This is a genomic window from Lysobacter sp. yr284 (genome assembly GCF_900107375.1).
GTDB lineage: Bacteria > Pseudomonadota > Gammaproteobacteria > Xanthomonadales > Xanthomonadaceae > Lysobacter.
In genome coordinates this window covers 1-20,328 of sequence record NZ_FNPT01000007.1, presented here as the reverse complement: position 1 = coordinate 20,328, position 20,328 = coordinate 1, and the positions used below count along the sequence as shown (strand labels likewise).

The 20,328-nt window shown below is 70.4% G+C and carries 13 protein-coding genes; 9 read left to right on the top strand and 4 right to left on the bottom strand.

Annotated features, from left to right (window positions below; all coding sequences use genetic code 11):
* Positions 1–6 precede the first annotated feature (6 nt).
* Both BLV01_RS13145 and BLV01_RS13140 read left to right on the top strand, forming a co-directional pair.
* The gene (locus tag BLV01_RS13145) at positions 7–774 is read left to right on the top strand and encodes an FKBP-type peptidyl-prolyl cis-trans isomerase (protein WP_091800101.1); all 768 of its coding nucleotides are present in this window, start codon (positions 7–9) and stop codon (positions 772–774) included.
* 314 nt (positions 775–1,088) lie between these two features.
* Positions 1,089–2,834, top strand: a complete 1,746-nt coding sequence (locus BLV01_RS13140; RefSeq protein ID WP_139178674.1) for a DNRLRE domain-containing protein — start codon at positions 1,089–1,091, stop codon at positions 2,832–2,834.
* Positions 2,835–2,972: 138 nt separating this feature from the next.
* On the opposite strand, the gene BLV01_RS13135 is transcribed toward BLV01_RS13140, so the two are convergent.
* Both BLV01_RS13135 and BLV01_RS13130 read right to left on the bottom strand, forming a co-directional pair.
* Positions 2,973–3,437: a hypothetical protein gene (locus tag BLV01_RS13135; RefSeq protein ID WP_091800095.1), complete on the bottom strand. Its 465-nt coding sequence runs from the start codon at positions 3,435–3,437 to the stop codon at positions 2,973–2,975.
* Between the two features lie 250 nt (positions 3,438–3,687).
* Positions 3,688–5,175, bottom strand: a complete 1,488-nt coding sequence (locus BLV01_RS13130; protein WP_175485926.1) for an alpha-L-fucosidase — start codon at positions 5,173–5,175, stop codon at positions 3,688–3,690.
* Positions 5,176–5,415: 240 nt separating this feature from the next.
* Between BLV01_RS13130 and BLV01_RS13125 the strand changes: the two genes are divergently transcribed.
* From BLV01_RS13125 to BLV01_RS13110, 4 genes are all read left to right on the top strand, one after another.
* Complete coding sequence (locus tag BLV01_RS13125; protein WP_091800089.1) at positions 5,416–6,852, top strand: alpha-L-fucosidase; 1,437 nt, start codon at positions 5,416–5,418, stop codon at positions 6,850–6,852.
* A 356-nt stretch (positions 6,853–7,208) separates the two neighbouring features.
* Complete coding sequence (locus BLV01_RS13120; protein ID WP_091800085.1) at positions 7,209–8,174, top strand: TerC family protein; 966 nt, start codon at positions 7,209–7,211, stop codon at positions 8,172–8,174.
* Between the two features lie 100 nt (positions 8,175–8,274).
* Positions 8,275–9,129 carry a DNA alkylation repair protein gene (locus tag BLV01_RS13115; protein ID WP_254782640.1) on the top strand — a complete coding sequence of 285 codons (855 nt, stop codon included), beginning with the start codon at positions 8,275–8,277 and terminating at the stop codon, positions 9,127–9,129.
* 376 nt (positions 9,130–9,505) lie between these two features.
* Positions 9,506–12,160: a hypothetical protein gene (locus BLV01_RS13110; RefSeq protein WP_091800079.1), complete on the top strand. Its 2,655-nt coding sequence runs from the start codon at positions 9,506–9,508 to the stop codon at positions 12,158–12,160.
* Between the two features lie 347 nt (positions 12,161–12,507).
* Here BLV01_RS13110 and BLV01_RS13105 read toward each other — a convergent pair whose 3' ends face one another.
* Together BLV01_RS13105 and BLV01_RS13100 are read right to left on the bottom strand one after the other, a co-directional pair.
* Entirely contained in the window at positions 12,508–13,509 is a 1,002-nt protein-coding gene (locus BLV01_RS13105) for an isoaspartyl peptidase/L-asparaginase family protein (protein WP_091800523.1), read from the bottom strand.
* Positions 13,510–13,558: 49 nt separating this feature from the next.
* Positions 13,559–14,689, bottom strand: coding sequence for a cyanophycinase (locus BLV01_RS13100; protein ID WP_091800520.1), 1,131 nt, complete (start codon positions 14,687–14,689; stop codon positions 13,559–13,561).
* Between the two features lie 135 nt (positions 14,690–14,824).
* Between BLV01_RS13100 and BLV01_RS13095 the strand changes: the two genes are divergently transcribed.
* The 3 genes from BLV01_RS13095 (at position 14,825) to BLV01_RS13085 (ending at position 19,910) form a co-directional block, all read left to right on the top strand.
* Positions 14,825–15,451 (top strand): RNA polymerase sigma factor, encoded by a 627-nt coding sequence (locus tag BLV01_RS13095; protein ID WP_091800076.1) that lies wholly within the window; start codon positions 14,825–14,827, stop codon positions 15,449–15,451.
* Complete coding sequence (locus BLV01_RS13090) at positions 15,429–16,526, top strand: FecR family protein (RefSeq protein WP_091800073.1); 1,098 nt, start codon at positions 15,429–15,431, stop codon at positions 16,524–16,526. The genes BLV01_RS13095 and BLV01_RS13090 overlap by 23 nt, the downstream gene beginning before the upstream one ends.
* A 303-nt stretch (positions 16,527–16,829) precedes the next feature.
* Positions 16,830–19,910 (top strand): TonB-dependent receptor, encoded by a 3,081-nt coding sequence (locus BLV01_RS13085; protein ID WP_091800070.1) that lies wholly within the window; start codon positions 16,830–16,832, stop codon positions 19,908–19,910.
* Positions 19,911–20,328: the final 418 nt, after the last annotated feature.

Here is a 20,328-nt window from a genome sequence, read left to right as displayed (position 1 = left end):
TCCGCCATGCCGCGTTCCCTGCTCGTCCTGTCCGCGCTGTCGCTCGCGCTCGCCGCCGCCCTGGTCGCCTGCACGCCCAGCGGCGGGCCGAAGCCCGGCGCCGCCGCGCCGGCGCCGCTGGCGGCGGCGGACGTGGCCAGCGAGCGGGCGAAGATCAGCTACGTGGTCGGCCGCGACTTCGCCCGCAGCGTCGAACCGATCCGCGGCGAACTCGATCCCGACCTGGTGCTGCGCGCGATCCGCGACGCCCAGGCCGGCCGCGCCTCGCTGTTCGACGAGAGCGAAACCAAGCGCATCCGCGACGGCTTCAGCGCGCACCTGCGCGACAAGCACGATGAGGAAGTCAAGGCCGTGGCCGCGCGCAACCTCGACGCGGGCCGGGCGTTCCTGGCCCGCAACGCGAAGGCCGAAGGGGTGAAGACCACCGCATCGGGCCTGCAATACCAAGTGGTCAGGCAAGGCAAGGGCGAGCATCCGAAGGCCAGCGACACGGTGCGGGTGAACTACGTCGGCAGCCTGGTCGACGGGCGCAAGTTCGAGAGCACCTACGACACCGACCACCCCGCCGAGTTCGTGCTCGCCCAGGTGATGCCGGGCTGGACCGAAGGCGTGCAGCTGATGGCGCCCGGCGCGAAGTACCGGTTCTGGATGCCGCCGGCGCTGGCCTATGGCGAGCGCGGCCTGGCCGGGCAGATCGAGCCGAATTCGGTGTTGGCGTTCGAGGTGGAACTGCTGGAGATCGCGGAGCAGGGGACGCCGACGCACGACGAGTGAGGACGCAGCCCGGTGGACGAAGAGCGTCGGGACTGAAGCCCTCCCACAAGGGCCGGCATGAGCCGCTGCGGGTGACATCGATAAGCAAACGTTGCCGTTGTGGGAGGGACTTCAGTCCCGACGCTCTTCGCTCCGCCCACCGCGCCATCGCTGCTTGGTACAAGTACGAAAGTTGTGACGCACACCGCGACAACCGCCGCACAGCCGCGCATTGCGTCGCAATCGTGTAGCAGTTTTCCGGCCAAACTCCGCAGCCATCGCGGTCATCGACCGCGATGCCCGCCTTCAGCCAACTCCACCGCCGGAGACAGCCAGTGACCCTCATCGCCCCGCGCGCGCCGTTGTGCGCCGCCCTCGCCACCGCCCTGCTCGGCGCCGCCGCGCTGGCGCCGGCGCACGCCGCCCAGCGCACCCTGCAGCTGTCGGAAGACGCCACCTACAGCAAGCCGGTGGCTGCCTCCGCGCTGCGCGGCACGCCGCTGGCCAAGGCCGGCGCCGCCGACCGCGTCTGCGAGGCCGGGGCCAAGTGGCTGCGGGTCGGCTTCAAGCAGCTCAAGCTGGCGGGCTACGACTCGCTGGTGCTGACCAGCAGCGGCGGCGACAAGCTGGTGTTCGAAGGCAAGCACTGGAACCAGCGCAGCTTCACCACCCGCGCGCTGCGCGGCGAATGCGTCGACATCCAGCCCTACTTCAGCCAGCCCGACAGCGCCTTCCAGCTCGACCGCTACGACTACAGCGCCGTCGCGCTGGACAAGGCCACGGTGGTGGTGGCCGGCGCCGGCGACATCTGCGACACCAGCGGCAACGCCTGCCAGGGCACCTCGGACCTGATCGTCTCGATCAACCCCACCGCGGTGTTCACCGCCGGCGACAACGCCTACAACAGCGGCACCCTGAGCGAATACAACAACCGCTACGCGCCGACCTGGGGCCGCTTCAAGGCGCTGACCAGCCCGTCGCCGGGCAACCACGACTACAGCACCACCGGCGCCAAGGGTTACTTCGACTACTTCAACGGCAGCGGCAACCAGACCGGCCCGGCCGGCGACCGCAGCAAGGGCTACTACAGCTGGGACGTCGGCGACTGGCACTTCATCGCCCTCAACACCATGAGCGGCGGCACCGTCGCGCAGACCCAGATCGACTGGCTCAAGTCCGACCTCGCCGCCAACACCAAGCCCTGCACCGCGGCCTATTTCCACCATCCGCTGCTCAGCCGCGGCAGCTACTCCGGCTACAGCCAGGTCAAGCCGTTCTGGGACGCGCTGTATGCGGCCAAGGCCGACCTGGTGCTGGTCGGCCACGACCACAACTACCAGCGCTACGGCAAGATGAATCCCGACAAGGCCGCGGCCAGCGACGGCATCCGCCAGGTGCTGGTCGGCACCGGCGGCCGCGCGTTCTACGGCATCAGCGGCAGCCACGCGCTGCTGGAAGCCAGCAACGACAGCACCTTCGGCGTGCTCAAGCTGACCCTCACCGCGAGCGGCTACACCGGCGACTTCGTGCCGCGCGCCGGCAGCAGCTACAGCGACCACTTCACCGGCACCTGCAACAAGGGCAACGGCAATCCGCCGAGCCAGACGCTGACCCTCAACAGCGTGCGCGACGTGACGGTGAAGTCCGGCGGCAGCCGCGACAACAGCGCCACCCTCTACGCCGACGGCAGCGACGGCGGCCAGGTGCTGCGCGGGCTGATGGGCTGGGACGTGTCCGCCGCGGCCGGCAAGACCCTCACCGGCGCGCAGGTGAAGCTGCAGGTCAGCGACCGCTCCGCCGGCACCTACGACTTGTACGCCGCCGGCGCGGCGTGGACCGAAGCCAACGCCAGCTACAGCGGCGTGGGCCTGGGCGCCAAGATCGGTTCGGTGGTGCCCAACGCGACCGGCGCGCAGTCCATCGCGCTCAACGCCGCCGGCCTGCAGTTGGTCAAGAACTGGGCCTCCGGTGCGGTCGCCAACAACGGCGTGGTACTGGCGTCGAGCTCCAGCGACGGCGTGGACTGGTCCTCGCGCGAGGGCGCGAACGCGCCGCAGCTGATCCTGACTTACACGCCGTAATCTTCCGCCGCGCCGTCGCCGCGATCGGCGCCGGCACTGCGGCGCACAGGCAGACGAAGACGCCCGCGCATCGCGCGGGCGTCTTCGTCGACGGCGGTCGCGAGGCGCCGGCAAGCGCCTCGCATCAGCGGGCCTGGATCAGCCGGCGGCCTGCAACGCCGGACGCGCGGCATGGGTGCCCGCACCGGCGCCGATCATCAGCTTGACCGATTCCTTGATGCGCTCGGCGCCGCCGAGCTTGACCGCGGCGATCAGGCGCTCGCCGATGGTCTTGGCTTCGTCGCTGCTGCTGGCGTGCGCGCCGAGGATGGCCAGGCCCTTCTCGGTGAGGCGGTAGCGCAGCGCCACGTGCACGAACGCGACTCCGTTCAACGATTCCTTGACGCAGGCGGTGCTGCGCACGTAGCCCTCGTCGAGCAGCCATTCGAAGGTCGCGCCGCAGGCGAGCACCGCCTGGGCCATGGCTTCGCGGTTGGACGGGTCCAGGCCCGGCAGATGACGCGCCGATTCCTCGGCGTTGAAACGGGCTACGACGGGATGCTGCTCGAGCGCCGTCGCGCAGATGCGCGCGGTGGCGATGCTGAATACCTCGATGTTCTTCATGAATGACGCCCCCTGACGTCCTTGCTATTTACGAGGGCATTACGTAAAGACGACGTGATGAAAAATCACGAAAAATAGCGAAAAAACAAGGGTATTTTTTCGATTCGGTCCACATGAACTGTGATGCGCACCGGTATACCCGTGACGCGGCATGACAAACTGACCCGGCGCGGCAGAAGCATTACCCGTTGCGGCAGCCGCCTCGGCCGGCGCCGATCAGTTTGATGAACGGGTTTTGGCCCGGCCGCCCTCAGGATTTCGCCGGAACCAGTTCGATCACCGTGTCGATCGTATCGGCCGGGGTCTGCGGCGCTGCGACGACCAGTTCCTCGCCGTCGCGGCGCACGCGCACGGCCGCGCCGCCGTCGAGCAGGCGCGCCGTCCATCGCCCCGGCGCGCGCAGCCGCAGCGCGCCGTCGGACGGTCGTTCGAATACGTGCAGGTACAGCCGCTCGCCGGCGGGCGTGCGCTTGGCGGTGATGCGGCCCCAGGCCACTTCGCCGAACGGGTTGGCGCCGGTGGCGTAGATCGATGCGCCGTTGCGCTGCAGCCACGCGCCGATCTGCCGCAGCCGTTCGACGCTGGCCTGCGGCACGCTGCCGTCGGCCATCGGGCCGATGTTGAGCAGCAGGTTGCCGCCCTTGCTCGCGGTGTCGACCAGGTCGCGCAGCAACTCGCGCGTGGACTTCCACTGGGTGTCCAGCGCGCTGTAGCCCCAGGTGCCGTTCATGGTCATGCACGCTTCCCAGTCCACGCCGGGCACGCCGCGCGCGGGGATGGCCTGCTCGGGCGTGGTGAAGTCGCCGTGGGCGCGGTCGAACCATTGCAGGCTGCCCTGCGGATCGTCGTAGCCGAGCGAACGGTACAGACGGTTGTTCATGACGATGCCGGGCTGGTCCTTGCGCACCATCGCCATCAGTTCCTGCGCGCGCCAGGTTTCGCCTTCGGCGCCGGGATTGGAATAGTCCCACCACAGCACGTCGATCGGGCCGTAACGCTCGACCAGTTCGCGCACCTGCGCCTGCAGGAAGTCCTGGTATTGGCGCAGGTTCGCGCGTTGGGCGTAGTCCGGGTCCTGCTTGTCGCCGGCCTTTTCCAGCGGATGCGGCAGCGGATGTTCGAGGCGGGCGAAGTCGCGGTACGGATAGGCGGGGTGATGCCAGTCGATGACCGAGTGGTACAGCCCGACCTTGAGGCCTTCGGCGCGCGCGGCATCGACGATCTCACGCACCAGGTCGCGGCCGGTGGCGTCCTTGGCGTCGAAGTCGCTGACCGCGCTGTCGTGCAGGGCGAAGCCTTCGTGATGCTTGCTGGTGAACACCAGGTACTTGGCGCCGGCCTGTTTGGCCAGCTTCGCCCATTCGCGGGCGAAGCCGGGCTTGGGCTTGAACAGCGGCAGCATCTGCCGCGCGTATTCGTCGGTGGGCACGTGCGCGTTGCGCTGGATCCATTCGGCCGAGCCCTTCACCGGCTCGCCGTTCCAGCGCCCGGCCGCGCCGGAGTACAGGCCCCAGTGCACGAACAAACCGAAGCGCGCTTCGCGCCACCACTGCATGCGCGCGTCGAACGCGGCCTGCGATTCGGTCGGCGCGGCGACCGCGGGCTTGGGCACGGACGCGGCCGGCGTGGCGGCGTGGGCGAGGCCGGCGAGCGCGGTCAGGCAGGCGAAAGCCAGGCCCGCGAGGAGCGCGCGCGCGGCGATCGGGCGGGCAGGAGGTGCGGCGTGCGGCGGCGTCATCGACGTTCTCCTCGAAGCGGGCCAGCGCATCCCAGCAGACCGCGTGCGATGCGGTCAACTGCGGCGGCGTCGCGCGCTTTCGTTTCGGCGCGACGCGCCCGGCGCTGCTTTCGGATTGCGCGCGGCGCGATGCGCGTGCGAAATGTCCAAACAAATCCAAAGCGCGACAATCGCGGCGCAGCGTGGCGCGGCCGGCGATCGCCACTAGACTGCCGAGGTCGCCGCCGCCTTCGCATCGCCATGGACCGTCGCCGCTTCCTGCTCGCCAGTTCCGCCTGCGCGCTTTCCAGTCCGGCACTCGCGCTGGGCGCGCCCGCCGCCGACGCCGCAACGCCGGCCGCCGCGCGGCCGCGGCCGACGCCGCAGCAACTGGCGTGGCAGCGCGAGGAACTCGCGCTGTTCGTGCACTACACCGTCAACACCTACACCGACCGCGAATGGGGCGAGGGCGACGAAGACCCGCGCGTGTTCGCGCCGACCGATCTCGACGCGCGGCAGTGGGCGCGCGCGGCCAAGGCCGGCGGTTTCCGCAGCCTGATCCTCACCGCCAAGCACCACGACGGCTTCTGCCTGTGGCCGAGCGCGACCACCGCGCACAGCGTGCGCAGCAGCCCGTGGCGCGACGGCCGCGGCGACGTGGTGCGCGAGTTCGTCGAGGCCTGCCGCGGCGAAGGCCTCGGCGTGGGCTTCTATCTGTCGCCGTGGGACCGGCACGAGCCGCGCTACGGCAGCGGCCGCGCCTACGACGATGTCTATATCGCCCAGCTCACCGAATTGCTGACCGATTACGGCCCGGTGGTAGAGGTGTGGTTCGACGGCGCCAACGGCGAAGGCCCGAACGGGCGGCGCCAGGCCTACGACTGGCCGCGCATCCATCGCACCGTGCGCGCGCTGCAGCCCGACGCGGTGATCTTCTCCGACGCCGGCCCCGACGTGCGCTGGATCGGCAACGAGCGCGGCGTCGCCGGCAGCACCTGCTGGGCGACGGTGGACCCGGCGCGGGTGCCGTATCCGGGTTTCGACCGGCCCTGGGTCGGCGAAGCGCTGCAACAGGGCGATCCGCACGGCAGCACGTGGCGGCCGGGCGAAACCGACGTGTCGATCCGGCCCGGCTGGTTCTGGCACGCGGCCGAGGACGCCAAGGTGCGCAGCGCCGACAACCTCATCGACCTGTACTGCAGTTCGGTGGGGCGCAACAGCAAGCTGTTGCTCAACGTGCCGCCGACGCGCGCGGGGCGCTTCCACGAGACCGACGTCGCCCGCCTCGCCGAGTTCGGCCGCAAGCGCGCGGCGCTGTTCGCCGGCGGCAACCGGCTGGCCGGCGCGCGCGTGCGCGCCAGCGGCGGCGCGGCGCCCGCGCGCGTGCTCGACGGCGACGCGGATTCGTACTGGCAGGCCGACGCGGGCGAGGCCTGGCTGGAGTTCGAACTCGACGATGCGATCGAGTTCGACCTGCTGTGCCTGCAGGAAGCCGTGGCCGAAGGCCAGCACGTCGCCAACCATCGCTTCGAGGCCTGGCGCGACGGCGGCTGGAAGACCGTGGCCTGGGGCACGACCATCGGCTGCAAGCGCCTGGAACGGTTCGACCCGGTGCGGGCGCGGCGGCTGCGGCTGGTGGTCGAACACAGCTATGCGCCGGCGCGGATCGCGACGGTGGCGGTGTACCGCGGCGGCTGAGCGCTTGTGGCAGGGCCTTCAGGCCTGAGGCTCTTGTTTCAGATCAGCGTGACCTGAGACAAAAGCCTCGGGCCTGAAGGCCCTCCCACCAACAGCCCGCCTGAACGGCAGTTCAGCGGCAAGCGTGGTATCTTCCCCGCCAGAAGGGGAGTAGCTCCCGCTGTCGTCGCCGTCATTACGGGCTCACCGCCCCGGTGCGACAGGTGTCCGGACCGCCGAACGGTCGGCCGGATACGAGCAAGACCTTCGCCGTAGCGGCGAAGGCACGTCTCCCGAATTCCCTCCGGACGACGCTTCGCGGCCCGCGGCCTCGAAACCGGCGCGCTTGCGCCCCCAACGTCTTGCGGGAGAATCAAATGGAAACCATCGGCAGTCCGATGCTGTGGGGCGCGTTCGCCGCCTTCGTCGTCGTCGCGCTGCTCGTCGATCTGGTGCTGATGCGCCACGGCGGGCCGCACAAGGTCACGTTCAAGGAAGCGGCGTGGTGGAGCGTGGGCTGGATCGCCCTGGCGCTGGCGTTCAATGCGGCGCTGTGGTGGTACGTGAGCCGCGAATCCGGCGCCGAAGTCGGCAACCGCATCGGCCTGGAATTCCTGACCGGCTACTTGGTCGAGAAATCGCTCGCGGTCGACAACATCTTCGTGTTCCTGATGCTGTTCTCTTACTTCGCCGTGCCCGAGGAGCAGCGCCAGCGCGTGCTGGTGATCGGCATCCTCGGCGCGATCGTGCTGCGCTCGGTGCTGATCTTCGCCGGCGCGCTGCTGCTGGCCAAGTTCCACTGGGTGCTGTACGTGTTCGGCGCGTTCCTGGTGTTCACCGGCATCAAGATGCTGATGGCCGCCGGCAAGAGTCCGGACCTGGAGCAGAACCCGATGCTCAAGTGGATGCGCGGCCACCTGCGCCTGACCGACGACTACCACGACAGCAAGCTGTCGATCATGCGCGACGGCAAGCGCTGGTTCACCCCGCTGTTCGCGGTGATCGCGCTGATCGGCGTGACCGACGTGATCTTCGCGGTCGACTCGATCCCGGCGATCTTCGCCATCACCGCCGATCCGTTCATCGTGCTGACCTCGAACGTGTTCGCGGTGCTGGGCCTGCGCGCGATGTTCTTCCTGCTGCAGGGCATGGCCGACCGCTTCCACCTGCTGCCGTACGGTCTGGCCGCGGTACTGGTGTTCATCGGCGCGAAGATGCTGCTGATCGACCTGTACAAGATCCCGATCCTGGTCTCGCTGTTGGGCGTGGCGGTCATCATCGGCAGCTCGATCGCGGCCAGCCTGATGCTGCCGCCCAAGCCGGAGCCGGGCGCGAAGGCCTGATCCGCAACGCATAAGCGGTAATCGATAGCGGGCCGCGGCGCCGATGGATACATTGGCGCCGCGGCTCCTCGTTGCGGCCGTGCCCCACCGGGAGGCCGCCGTGGCCCGAACCGCTACCACCGATGCGATAACGCGCACCGCGGGCAAGAAGGCGGCGGCGAAGAAAACCGTCGCCAAGAAAGCCGCTGCGAAGAAAGCTGCGACCAAGCCGCTCGCCCCGGCCAGCGAACGCAAGGCCGCGCAAGCCGCATTCGCCGCCTTGCCCTTGCCGCAGCGGCTGGCCCAGGCCTTGGACGCGCTGCGCGCCGACGCCAGCGCCGACTACCGCGACGGCATGGCCCGTTTCGCGATTCCCAACGAGCGCGCCTTCGGCGTGCCGATGGTCAAGATCCAGGCCGTCGCCAAGCGCCTGGGGCGCGACCACGCGCTGGCCGACGCCTTGTGGAACAGCGCCTGGTACGAAGCGCGCCTGCTGGCCGCCTACCTCGACGACCCGGCCGCGGTGAGCGCCGCGCAGATGGACCGCTGGGCGCGCGATTTCGACAACTGGGCGGTGTGCGACACGGTCTGCTTCGCCCTGTTCGACCGCAGCCCGCTGGCCTGGCGCAAGATCGAGCAATGGGCGCGACGCGAGGACGAGTTCGTGCGTCGCGCCGCGTTCGCGCTGCTGGCGAGCAAGAGCGTGCACGACAAACAGGCCAGCGACGCCGAGTTCCTGCATGGCCTGGAACTGGTCGAGGCCTATGCCTTCGACGAGCGCAACTTCGTCAAGAAAGCGGTCAACTGGGCGCTGCGTTCGATCGGCAAGCGCAATGCCGCGCTGCACGCCGCCGGGCTGCGCACGGCGACGCGGCTGGCCGCGTCCGCGCAGGCCGCGCCGCGCTGGAACGGCAAGAACGCGTTGCGCGAATTGAACGGCCCCGCCACCGCGCGCCGCCTGTCGCGCAAGCCCTGACCGCCCACCCGAAGCCCCTGTAGGAGCGGCGCAAGCCGCGCCGCGACACCGCACACCGCCGCGCAACCGCGCGCACGCGATCGCCCCGCACGCACCCGCTCGCTCGCCGCCGCCGAGTCGCGCCCGCCCTCGCCCCGACCGCGAACCCGCGCCGCGCACATACGCCCGACACTGGCCGCTTGTGCCGATCCTGCGATTCCCCATCGCTGCGTTGCGCGCGACGCCAAGCGCGCGCCATGGCGAGGTTTTCGGTGCGACCGCCGGCCGCGTTCAGGACCGTTTGCGCCCGCGTTTTCCGTCCCCTGGGGCCGCCCCCAGGCATCGCCCCGACGGCCGCGGTGCTACGGTCTGCGGGTTGAATCCCAAGGCCCCCGCCATGTCCCTTTTCAGCTTCATCGATTCGGTCGCGCGCACCGTCCAGCAACTGGCCACGCAGCCCAAGCCGGTCCCGCCGGTGCACACCATCGCCCGCGACGAGACCCTGCCGCAGATCGCCGCGCAGTATCGCGGCGCGGTGCCGCAGGAGATTTACGAGCAGCAGATCAAGGACGCCAACCCGCAGGTGCTCAACTGGGAGGCGTTGTACCCCGACACTCAGATCGAGCTGCCGCCGGCCGAGCACGACGGCGCCCAGGCGCAGACCGTCGCCTACACCCAGCAGGCGCCCGCCAAGACCGACAAGTCGCCCGAGGTGCAACGGGTCGATACCGCGGCGCAGGCCGACGCCGCGCACTCCACGCCGCAGACCCGCGCCGAGCTCAAGGCCGCGGTCCAGGCCGAGATGCAGTCGCGCTACCAGGCCGAGTTCGCCGCCCGCCCGACCGGCGCGGTCTACGACGCCAAGACCATCGACGGCTACGGCCTCAGCATCGCCGGGCGCTACGCCGACAACCCGGCCGCGCGCGCCGGCATCGAGGCGGTCAGCAAGGACATCCGCATCGATCACGAAGTCGAGTTCACGGTGATGGTGGCCAACGCCGGCGATCCGAAGGCGGTGGTCAGCATCCTCAAGGACCAGTGGTCGAAGATCTCGCCCGAGGCGCAGCAGCGGCTGTCGACCAGCGTCGAGCTGGGCAAGCTGATCAACGAGAAGATCGAGCCGTACGTGGCCGAGCCGTTCAAGGGCGTGGACTCCGGCGGCGATCCCAAGGCGCTGATGGGCCCGGCCAACGAGTCCTCGCGGCGCCTGGCCGAACTGACCGACGGCTTGCCGCCGGCGCTGGCGCAGGCCGTGGTCACCCAGAACATCGATACGGTGCTGCGCATCACCGAGGTCAAGCCGATGTACGCCGGCGGCAACAAGTTCGGCGAAGCCACCTCCTACGCCAACATGGCGCGGGTGTACGAATCGCTCGGCGACACCGGCGACGGCCCGCGGCTGCGTTCGGACCTCGCCGCCAGTTACGTCGGCCATTCCGGCGACTGGCGCGGGCAGGGGTATCCGTTCTCCGAGAACATCTCCAATGCGATACGCGACGGCGTCGGTCCCGGATTGGCGCTGGAGATGGCCCGGCAGTTGCAGGGCAAGGGCGAGAACGAACTGGCCGGGGTCTTCCTGGGCGGCGTGAGCCACGGCGCGGAGCTGCTGCAGCAGCGCATCGAGGGCAACCTGGGCCAGTACAAGGAGATGATGGGCGAACTGGCGCGCCTGCTGAAGTATTCCGAAGGCCTGCCGCCGGACAAGTTGAACAAGGCAGTCAACGACTACCTCGCCGCCAAGGGCAAGGACGATCCGGACTGGCTGGCCAAGTACCAGAAGCTGGAGAAGGATCTCGCCGCCGACGGGCGCCTGCTGCAGGAAACGCTGGGCGGCTTGAACGCGCTGCCGGCGCAGGTCAAGGCGACCCGTCCGGAGCTGATGGACAAGATCAAGTCCATCGCCAACGACGACGACACCCTGCAGGCCTTCGGCTTGGCCGCCGGCAGCGACGATCGCTTCCTGGTCGGCGAGAACGCCGACTCGACCGCGGCGCTGTTCGATGCGACCAAGGTCTCCAAGGAAGGCGCCGAGTACCTCAAGCGGCTCGCCAGCCAGGCGATCAACCAGAACGCGATGAACGTGTTCGCCGGCGTCGATCCGGACAACCCGGCCAGCGTCGCCGACGGCAAGACCCGGCTGGAGGCGATGAGCCGGCAGTACTCCGGCGCGCTCGGCGCCGACGCCGAACAATACCGCCGCGCGATCGGCGAGTTGGAGAAGCTGCTCGACGTGCCGGCCGGCGACACGCAGGCGATGGCGAGCCAGCTCAACAAGTTCCACACCGAATTGCAGGGCATCGAAGGCTTCGGCGCCAAGCAGCCGGCCGGCATCACCTTCCGCGCGCTCGGCGTGGCCGCGGCCGGCCTGGCCTTCGGCAAGTCCACCGCCGACGCCATCGACGATCCGACCTGGGCCAACCAGATCGCCGCGTTCGGCGACGCCGCCGGCCTGGTCAAGGACGCGCGCGACCTGCTGACCAACCCGGCCGCGCAGGCGGTCGACCGCAACTCGCCGGCGGCGATGGAAGCGCTGGAAAGCGGGCTCAAGCGCTTCGAGAACGTCAACAAGGTGCTCGGCGTGGTTTCGGCGGTGGGCGACGTGGCCAAGCTGGTCGACGCGCTGCTGTCGGATCGCCCGCTCAAGGGCGTGGAAGCCGGCCTGTACGGCCTGGGCGCGACCGGCACCGTGATCATGGCGGTGTCGACCGGCCCGGTCGGCGCGCTGGTCGGCTCGGTGATGATCGGCGTGTCGGTGTTCGGCCAGTCCGCGCTCGGCGACTACCGCGACAAGCAGGGCAAGGTCGAGGGCTCGATGAAGTTCCTGCAGAACGCCGGCTTCGACGCCGACGCCGCGGCGGTGCTCAGCGACCAGGGCGAGGACGAGTACTACCTGTCGATCCCGACCGTGCCGTTGATCATGCAGGCCGCGCGCGACGACCGCATCGGCGCGGGCCGTCCGCTGGAAGGTCAGGCGGCGATCGACTACATCAACGAGATGCCGCGCGACAAGCTGCAGGTGATGGTCAACCAGTTGCGCATGGCCAATCGCTGAGGCTGTCGGGGTTGCGTCGTAGCTGCGGCGTCGCGGTCGCGGCTTGCGCAGCTCCTACCGTGGGGATCGCGGTTGCGTCACCGCGCGCGGTGCGTTTTCCGGCTGCGATGCAAGCGGCGGATGCTCCCTGTAGGAGCGGCGCGAGCCGCGACCGCGGGGTGGCCGGTCGGGTCGCATCCGCGGTGTCGCGGTCGCGACTTGCGTCGCTCCTGCAGCGGGAATCGCGGCTGTGTCGAAACGGGCGAGACGCTCGCCAGCAGCGACGCGAGTCGCGCGCACTGCCTGCGGGAGCGCCGCGAGCCGCGACCGCGGAACAGCCGGTCGCGTCGCATCCGCGGCGTCGCGGCTCAGCGCGCCGCCGGCTCGGTCAGCTTTTCGTCCTTGAACAGCGCCACGTGCGGCACGCCGTCGGCGCCGATCCAGCCGCGGTACATGCCTTCGGTGTTGAACGGCAGGGCGAAGTCGCCGTTGGCGCCGAGCACGATCGCGCCGCCGTCGCCGCCGGCGGCGGGGATGTCGCGGTCGATCACCCCGGAGGCGGCCTCGCGCACGCTCTGGCCGGCGTAGCGCATGCGCGCGCAGATCTCGTGCGCGGCCACCGCGCGGATGTAGTACTCGCCCCAGCCGGTGCCCGACACCGCGCAGCGCGCGTCGGCGTAGGTGCCGGCGCCGATGATAGGCGAGTCGCCGACCCGGCCGTAGCGCTTGTTGGTCATGCCGCCGGTGGAGGTGCCGGCGGCGAGACGGCCCTGGGCGTCGAGCGCGACCGCGCCGACGGTACCGAAGTGCTTGGCGGTTTCGAGGTCTTCATGGGCCTGGCCGGACGCTTCTTCCTTGAGCGCCTTCTGCAACTGCTGCCAGCGCTTGTCGGTGCGGAAGTAGGACGGATCGACCAGGGTCACGCCGGCCTGCTTGGCGAAGACTTCGGCGCCGTCGCCGACCAGCATCACGTGCTTGGACTTCTCCATCACCGCCCGCGCCAGCGCGATCGGGTTCTTGACCCGGTGCACGCCGGCGACCGCGCCGGCGCGGCCGCTGGCGCCGTCCATCACCGCCGAGTCGAGTTCGTTCTTGCCGTCGTGGGTGAACACCGCGCCGCGCCCGGCGTTGAACATCGGCGCGTCTTCCAGCACCACGATCGCCGCGGTCACCGCATCCAGCGCCGGCTTGCCGGCGGCGAGCGCGGCGTGGCCGGCGCGCAGCGCGCTTTCCAGCGCCGCGCGCGCGTCTTTCTGGTCCTGTTCGCTGAGGCCGGCGCGCTCGACCCCGGCGCCGCCGTGGATCACCAGCACCGGCCGGGGCGCGGCGGGCTTGGCCGCCTCGGCGGCCCAGGCGGGCGCCAGCGCCATCGTTCCGAGCAGCGCCGCGCCGCAGGCGCGGCGCAATTGCAGGTGCAGCTTACGGCGCAACGAGTTCGTCATCATCGGCTCCATAGGACAGGTTCGGCAGCCGCAGGCCCTCGCGCGCGGCGTCGCCGTCGGCGGGGTCCTCGCGCAGGATCAGCTGCCCGGATTCGACATCATAAAGCTCGACGAACGCCGGCCGCTCGACCTTGAAATCGCGCATGCGCAAGGCGCTGCCCTCGCCGATGCCGATCACCGGCACCGCGCGCTGGCTCAGCGGCTCGCCCTGCGCGAACACCCGCGCCGGCTGGCGCGGCTTGACCAGCCAGACCTTGCCGCCGTTGCCGCTGAACACGCTGCCTTCGCCGTGCGCGTCGATGCACAGCGCGGTGTATTCGTCCACGCCCAGGCCGACCAGGTCGTCGCGGCCGTGTTCCTTCGACAGCCGCGCCAGGAACGCGATCAGCCGGCCCAGGCGCTGGCGCTTGCCGAAGTGGCTGTCGGTGACGACGTTGTGCAGGTACGGCAGGTGCAGGAAGTCGTCGACCATGGTCAGCTTCGGCCCGGCCGGATCGTCGAGCGCGGTCTGCGAGACCACGCTGCCGCCGTCCATCGCGCCGTAGGCATACGCGCCCAGAATCGCCAGCCCCGCGCTGGTGCCGCCGATCGGCTTGCCCGCGCGCACGTGCGCGTCGAGCGCGCGCGCCAGCGGCGTGTCCTTCCAGAAGCGCACGTAGCGCGACTGGTCGCCGCCGGCGATGAAGATGCCGTCGGCCTGGCGGACGATCTCCAGCACCTGCGGGTCGCTGGCGGCGCGGCGGTCCTGGAACACCAGGGTCTGCGCGCCGGTGATGCCGCCGATGTCGTCGAAGAATTCGTTCTGCGCCTCGACCGTGCCGGAGGCGCGCAGGATCACGATGCGGCCGTGGCCGGCGCGCTCGACCATCCAGGCGAACGCCTCGCGCGGCCAGTCGCCGCCGCCGACCAGCATCAGCCCGGCGCGGGTCGGCTGCGGGCGCGGCGCGTCGAGTCGGCCGATCTGGTAATAGCGATAGCCGTCGCGCTGGGCCGGATCGGCGCCGGCGGCGGGCGCCTGCGCGTGCGCGCCCAGGCTGGCGCAGGCCAGGCCCACGGCCAGCCACAGCCCCGCCAGCGTCTTGCGCCGCAACGCGGACAGGGACCACATCGACGAACTGCGCATCGCACGCTCTCCGAATCGGGATCTTTACATCACGACGAAGCAGGGCGGCGCGATCCCCCATCGACGATCGCCGTGGGCGCGACGGGTGCGCCGCGCGCGGGGCTGGGCTAATGTCCGCGCATGGACACCGATCTGGACGCGTGGTTCGCCGCCGACATCCTGGTGCACGAGGCGGCGCTGGTGCAGTACCTGCGGCGGGTGTGGCCGCATCCGGACGAGATCCACGACCTGCGCCAGGAAGTCTACGTGCGCGTCTACGAGGCGGCCGGCAAGGCCCGCCCGCACCAGCCCAAGCCGTTCCTGTTCGCCACCGCGCGCCACCTGATGACCGACCGGCTGCGCCGCGGCCGGGTGGTGTCGATCGAGCCGGTGGGTGATTTCGAGTCCTTGAACGTCCTAATAGACGAGTGCTCGCCCGAGCGCCGGCTGGGCGCGCGCCAGAACCTGCGCCGCCTGGCCGAGGCCTTCGACCGCCTGCCGCAGCGTTGCCGCGAGGCGGTATGGCTGCGCCGGGTCGAGGAACTGCCGCAGAAACAGGTGGCGCAGCGCATGGGCATTACCGAGAAGACCGTGGAGAAGCAGATCGCCAAGGGCATGCGCCTGCTGGCCGAGCACTACTTCGGCGGCGAGGCGCAGGCGGACGGGGCGGGTGCGCAAGGCCGGGCGCGGCGCGAGGCGGCGCGGCCGGCCGCGACGGACGAGGGTACGCACGGACAGGACGGACATGGCAGGAAGCAGGGAGATTGAACACACCGCCGCGCAGTGGCTGGCCCGTCGCGACAGCGGCGATTGGCCGGCGGCCGCGCAGGCCGAACTCGACGCCTGGCTGGCGCGCGCGACCGCGCACCGGGTCGCGTTCGTGCGCCTGCAGGCCGCGTGGCGGCAGGCCGGGCGCCTGCAGGCCCTGGCCGCGGGCGAAGGCGGCGTGCCCGCGCGCGCCGCGTGGGACCGGGTCGCGCCGCCGCGCGCGGCGACCGCGGGCGATGGCGCGGACGACGAGGACGATGCGCAGCGCGAGCGCGCCGCCGTAGCGCCGCTGCGCGCGCAGGCGCTGAGGTTCCAGCCGCGGCGCGAACCGGCGCGGGCGTCGCGCTGGCCGTTCGCCGCCGCCGCCGCAGTCGCCGCGTTGGCGGTCGGGCTGGGCTGGGGCTGGCTGCATTACGGCGCGACCGAGCGCGCCAGCTACCGCACCGCGCTGGGCCGCACCGACGAAGTGGCGCTGGCCGATGGCTCGCGCGCGACCCTCAGCAGCGACAGCCGGATCGAGGTGGCGCTGTCGGGCGCGCGGCGCCGGGTCGAGCTGGCCCAGGGCGAGGCCTTCTTCGATGTCGCCAAGGACCCAAGCCGCCCGTTCGCGGTCGAGGCCGGCGCGCGCCGGGTGGTCGCGGTGGGCACCCATTTCGCGGTCCGCCGCGACGGCGCCGAGCTGCGCGTGGTGGTCACCGAGGGCACGGTCCGGCTGGAGTCCGAGCCGGTCGGCGGCCACCCGCAGCCGACCACGCTGCTGCCGGCCGGCAGCATCGCCCTGGCCGGGCCCAACGGCGTGCTGGTGCGCAGCGTGGCGGTCGAGGAGGCCGAGCGCTACGTCGACTGGCGCCACGGTTTCCTGGTGTTCCGCGACACCCCGCTGGCGCAGGCGGCGGCCGAGTTCAACCGCTACAGCGCGCGCAAGCTGGTGATCGCCGACACCGCCGCGGGCGAGCTGCGCGTGGGCGGGAATTTCCGCTGGTCGAACGCGGAGATGTTCGTCGGCTTGCTGGAACAGGCGATGCCGGTGCGGGCGGAGCGGTTGCCGGACCGGATCGTGCTGCACAGCCGCTGAGGCGGGGCCCGGCGGCCGCAGTCGTGGACCGGCCGTGGTGGGAGGGCCTTCAGGCCCACGCTCTTGCGCCGGCTCGCGGCCGAGCCACCCGAAAGCCTCAGGCCTGACGGCCCGGCGCCTGCGGCCGGATCGCTGCGTCGGAGCGAAAAGCTTCGGGCCTGAAGGCCCTCCCACAAAAAGCCGGGCAGACTACGCGGCCCCGCAGCCCCGGTCCATCCGCCGCCGCGTGCGGGATTTGCCGACTTCGTTCGTCTGACATACACAACGGCGCCGTACGAGCGTCGATGGGGAGAGGGGAATCCAATGGTGCGAGCTGTGCGTGGTGTGCGTGTGCTGCTGTTGGCGCTGGCCTGTTCGGCCGCCTTGTCCGCCCAGGCGCAGGGGGCGCCGGCGCGGGTCGACATTCCCGCCGGCGACCTGTCGGCCGCGCTGGACGCGCTGGCGCGCCAGTCCGGCGCCCAGTTCGTCTACTCCGCCGACCAGGTGCGCGGCCTGCGCACCGGCGGCGTCAGCGGCACCCTGTCGGCCGGCGACGCGCTCGACCGGCTGCTGCGCGGCAGCGGCTTCGTCGCCCGCCGCGACCCGTCCGGCGGCCTGGTCATCGTCCGCGACGCCGCCGCGGCCGCGCCCGCGGCGACCGCGCCGCGGGCGCAGGCCACCAGCGGCGGCGCCTCGCCGGAACCGCCGGTGGCGACCGACCTGGAGACCATCCAGGTCACCGGCTCGCGCATCCCGCGCGCGCAGATCGAGGGCCCGGCGCCGGTCACGGTGATGACCGCGCAGGAGATCAAGGCCAACGGCTTCACCACCGTGCCCGACGTGCTGCGGGCGATGACCCAGAACGGCGGCGAGACCCAGAGCCAGCAGTCCGCCAGCGGCGCCGACTTCTCGCCCGGCGCGCAGCAGGTCGACCTGCGCGGCCTCGGCCCCAACCACACCCTGGTGCTGGTCAACGGCCGCCGCATCGCCGACTTCCCGATGCCGTTCAAGGGCCGCAGCAACTTCACCGACATCTCCAACATCCCGCTGGGCATGGTCGAGCGGATCGAGATCCTGACCGGCAGCGCCTCGGCCATCTACGGCTCCGACGCGATCTCCGGCGTGGTCAACTTCATCCTCAAGAAGCAGGCCGACGGCACCACCGTCGACGTGCGCATGGGCGACGCCACCCGCGGCGGCGCCGAGTCGTTCGACCTGAGCGTCTCCAGCGGCTACAGCAACGACCGCTTCACCGCGATCTACGGCGCCGAGATCGTGGTGCAGAACCCGCTGTGGGCCTTCGATCGCGCGCGCCAGGACTCGACCCTGGACGGCCCGACCGCGGGCAGCCGCGCGCCGCGCCGGACCTTCCTGCGCACCAACTGGTACGACGAGTACCTCGACCCGGAAGGCGCCTGCGACGGCGTCGCCGCGCTCAACGGCGGCAACACCTACCGCGCCTCGCGCCCCGGCTACGGCGTCGACGGCGAGGACGGCTACTACTGCGGCAGCGACCGCTCGATCGGCTACGGCACCATCCTCAGCAAGCGCCGCGGGCTCAACGCCTACGGTTCGCTGAGCTACCGCTTCGACAACGACGTGGAATGGTTCGCCGACCTGCAGCTGGGCTACCACGAACTGTCGATGTTCCGCGACGTGACCCAATGGGTCTACCAGCGGCCCGACGGCGACGAGAGCGGCTATTTCTTCAACCGCGCCACCGACCAGCTCGAATACTGGCAGCGCCAGTTCACGCCCGAGGAAATGGGCGGGCTGAACAACGGCGACATCCGCACCCGGCAGAAGACCTTCAGCCTGACCACCGGCTTCAAGGGCCGGCTGGGCGCGAACTGGGACTGGGAAACCGCGCTGAGCCATTCGCAGTACCAGTCCACGATCAGCTGGCCGCAGATCGTCGCGTCCAAGGCCAACGCGCTGTTCCTCGGCCCGCAGCTGGGCAGCGACGAGGACGGCTACCCGATCTTCGACGCCGATCCCGCGCGCCTGTACCGGCCGCTGAGCCGCGCCGAGTACGACTCGATCGCCGCGCGTACCGTGTACCAGCCCAAGTCGCGCACCGACACGCTGTCGCTGACCTTCACCAACACCGAGCTGTTCCAGATGCCGGCCGGCGCGGCCGGTTTCGCCGGCACCATCGAGGCGGGCAACCAGAGCTACAACCTGCGCCCGGACCCGCTGGCCACGCAGTACTACTACTACAGCTGGCGCGACTCCGACGGCCGCGGCAGCCGCGACCGCTGGGCCGCCGCCGGCGAACTGCGCCTGCCGTTGCTGGAGCGCCTGAACCTCAGCGTCGCCGGCCGCTACGACCAATACCGTTACGGCGGCGGCAGCATCGACAAGTTCACCTACAGCGCCGGCCTGGAATGGCGGCCGCTGGACACGCTGCTGCTGCGCGGCTCCTACGGCACCGCGTTCCGCGCGCCGGACCTGCACTACGTGTTCGCCGGCGAAGGCAACAGCGAATCGGCGGCGATCGACTACTACCGCTGCCGCAGCGAAGAGCCGGGCGTCGACTACGCCGACTGCGGCTATTCCGACGAGAACCTGATCGTCACCCGGCGCGGCAACCGCAAGCTCGATCCGGAAACCAGCACCTCGTGGACCGCCGGCGTGGTCTGGTCGCCGCTGGCGAACCTGGACTTCTCGCTGGACTACTACGACATCGACCTGCGCCACCAGGTCCAGGACCTGCGCGCCGACAGCGTGCTGCAGGACGAAGCCGACTGCCGCCTGGGCCAGCGCCCCGACGGCACCCCGGTCAGCGCGAATTCGCCGACCTGCGTGGATGCGCTGGCGCGGGTGGTGCGCAGCGCCGACGGCCGCCTGTACGGCACCTACGTCAACCCGATCAATATCGCCCGCGAGCGCACCAACGGCGTCGACTTCACCGCGCGCTGGCGCTGGGAGACCGCGGTCGGCGTGTTCCGCTTCAGCGGCAACTACAGCTGGGTGCGCGAGCACGAGAGCCAGCAGTACGCCGGCGACCGGGTCGAGGACCAGTTCGCGATCAACAGCGGCTTCGACCTGCCGCGCAGCAAGGCCAGCGCGAGCGTGAGCTGGGAGCGCGACCGCTGGACCGCGACCGTGCACGGCGAGCGCCTGGGCAAGCTGCCCAACTACGACTCCTACAACGAGGCCTACGATCCCGAAGAGGGCGGCAGCCCGTGGATCGGCGCGACCTATCGCTACAACCTGTCGCTGCAGTACCGCTTCACCGACCACAACCAGCTGTCGGTGTCGGTGACCAACCTGTTCGACAAGATGCCGCCGAAGGACGCGACCTACACCAGCTATCCGTATTACGACGTGTCCTGGTTCGATGCGCTGGGGCGTCAGGTGTTCGTGCAGTACACGCACAAGTTTGGCGGGGCGGCGTTGTAAGCGCGCGGCCGGCGCGGGCCTTGCCTGCGCCAGGGGATTCAGGATTTGGCCTCTCGCCACAGGGATAGTGGCGAGGGGCTTTTTTATGGAGGAGGGAAAAGTCGCGAATTTTCCCGTTCGGCGTTCCAGCGAAAGCGGAAACGATTTTGCTTTTGCTGTTGTCGTTGTCGTTGCCGTTGCCATTCGCTTTGACGCAACCCCACGCGAAGCCCGTGCCCCGAAGACCCGGAGGGCGCGCGCATGGATGCGCGCGTGCGCCGTAGGGGCAGGAGGCCCCTTACGGCGCATCCCGGCGCCCGGTGCTGGACTTAGTGGCTAGTGACCTTAAACAAGCGTTTTTCTTTGGTTACTTTCTTTTGGCGCGCTGCCAAAAGAAAGTAACTCGGCCGCTTGCGGACGAAAGCTCTTGATTGCCGCT

What these genes read in the sequence shown, in the direction of transcription:
- BLV01_RS13145 (WP_091800101.1), top strand. Translation starts at nt 7, where the DNA reads ATGCCGCGTTCCCTGCTCGTCCTGTCCGCGCTGTCGCTCGCGCTCGCC.
- BLV01_RS13135 (WP_091800095.1), bottom strand. Translation starts at nt 3,437, where the DNA reads ATGAAGAACATCGAGGTATTCAGCATCGCCACCGCGCGCATCTGCGCG.
- BLV01_RS13130 (WP_175485926.1), bottom strand. Translation starts at nt 5,175, where the DNA reads ATGACGCCGCCGCACGCCGCACCTCCTGCCCGCCCGATCGCCGCGCGC.
- BLV01_RS13125 (WP_091800089.1), top strand. Translation starts at nt 5,416, where the DNA reads ATGGACCGTCGCCGCTTCCTGCTCGCCAGTTCCGCCTGCGCGCTTTCC.
- BLV01_RS13120 (WP_091800085.1), top strand. Translation starts at nt 7,209, where the DNA reads ATGGAAACCATCGGCAGTCCGATGCTGTGGGGCGCGTTCGCCGCCTTC.
- BLV01_RS13110 (WP_091800079.1), top strand. Translation starts at nt 9,506, where the DNA reads ATGTCCCTTTTCAGCTTCATCGATTCGGTCGCGCGCACCGTCCAGCAA.
- BLV01_RS13105 (WP_091800523.1), bottom strand. Translation starts at nt 13,509, where the DNA reads ATGGCGCTGGCGCCCGCCTGGGCCGCCGAGGCGGCCAAGCCCGCCGCG.
- BLV01_RS13100 (WP_091800520.1), bottom strand. Translation starts at nt 14,689, where the DNA reads ATGTGGTCCCTGTCCGCGTTGCGGCGCAAGACGCTGGCGGGGCTGTGG.
- BLV01_RS13095 (WP_091800076.1), top strand. Translation starts at nt 14,825, where the DNA reads ATGGACACCGATCTGGACGCGTGGTTCGCCGCCGACATCCTGGTGCAC.
- BLV01_RS13090 (WP_091800073.1), top strand. Translation starts at nt 15,429, where the DNA reads ATGGCAGGAAGCAGGGAGATTGAACACACCGCCGCGCAGTGGCTGGCC.
- BLV01_RS13085 (WP_091800070.1), top strand. Translation starts at nt 16,830, where the DNA reads ATGGTGCGAGCTGTGCGTGGTGTGCGTGTGCTGCTGTTGGCGCTGGCC.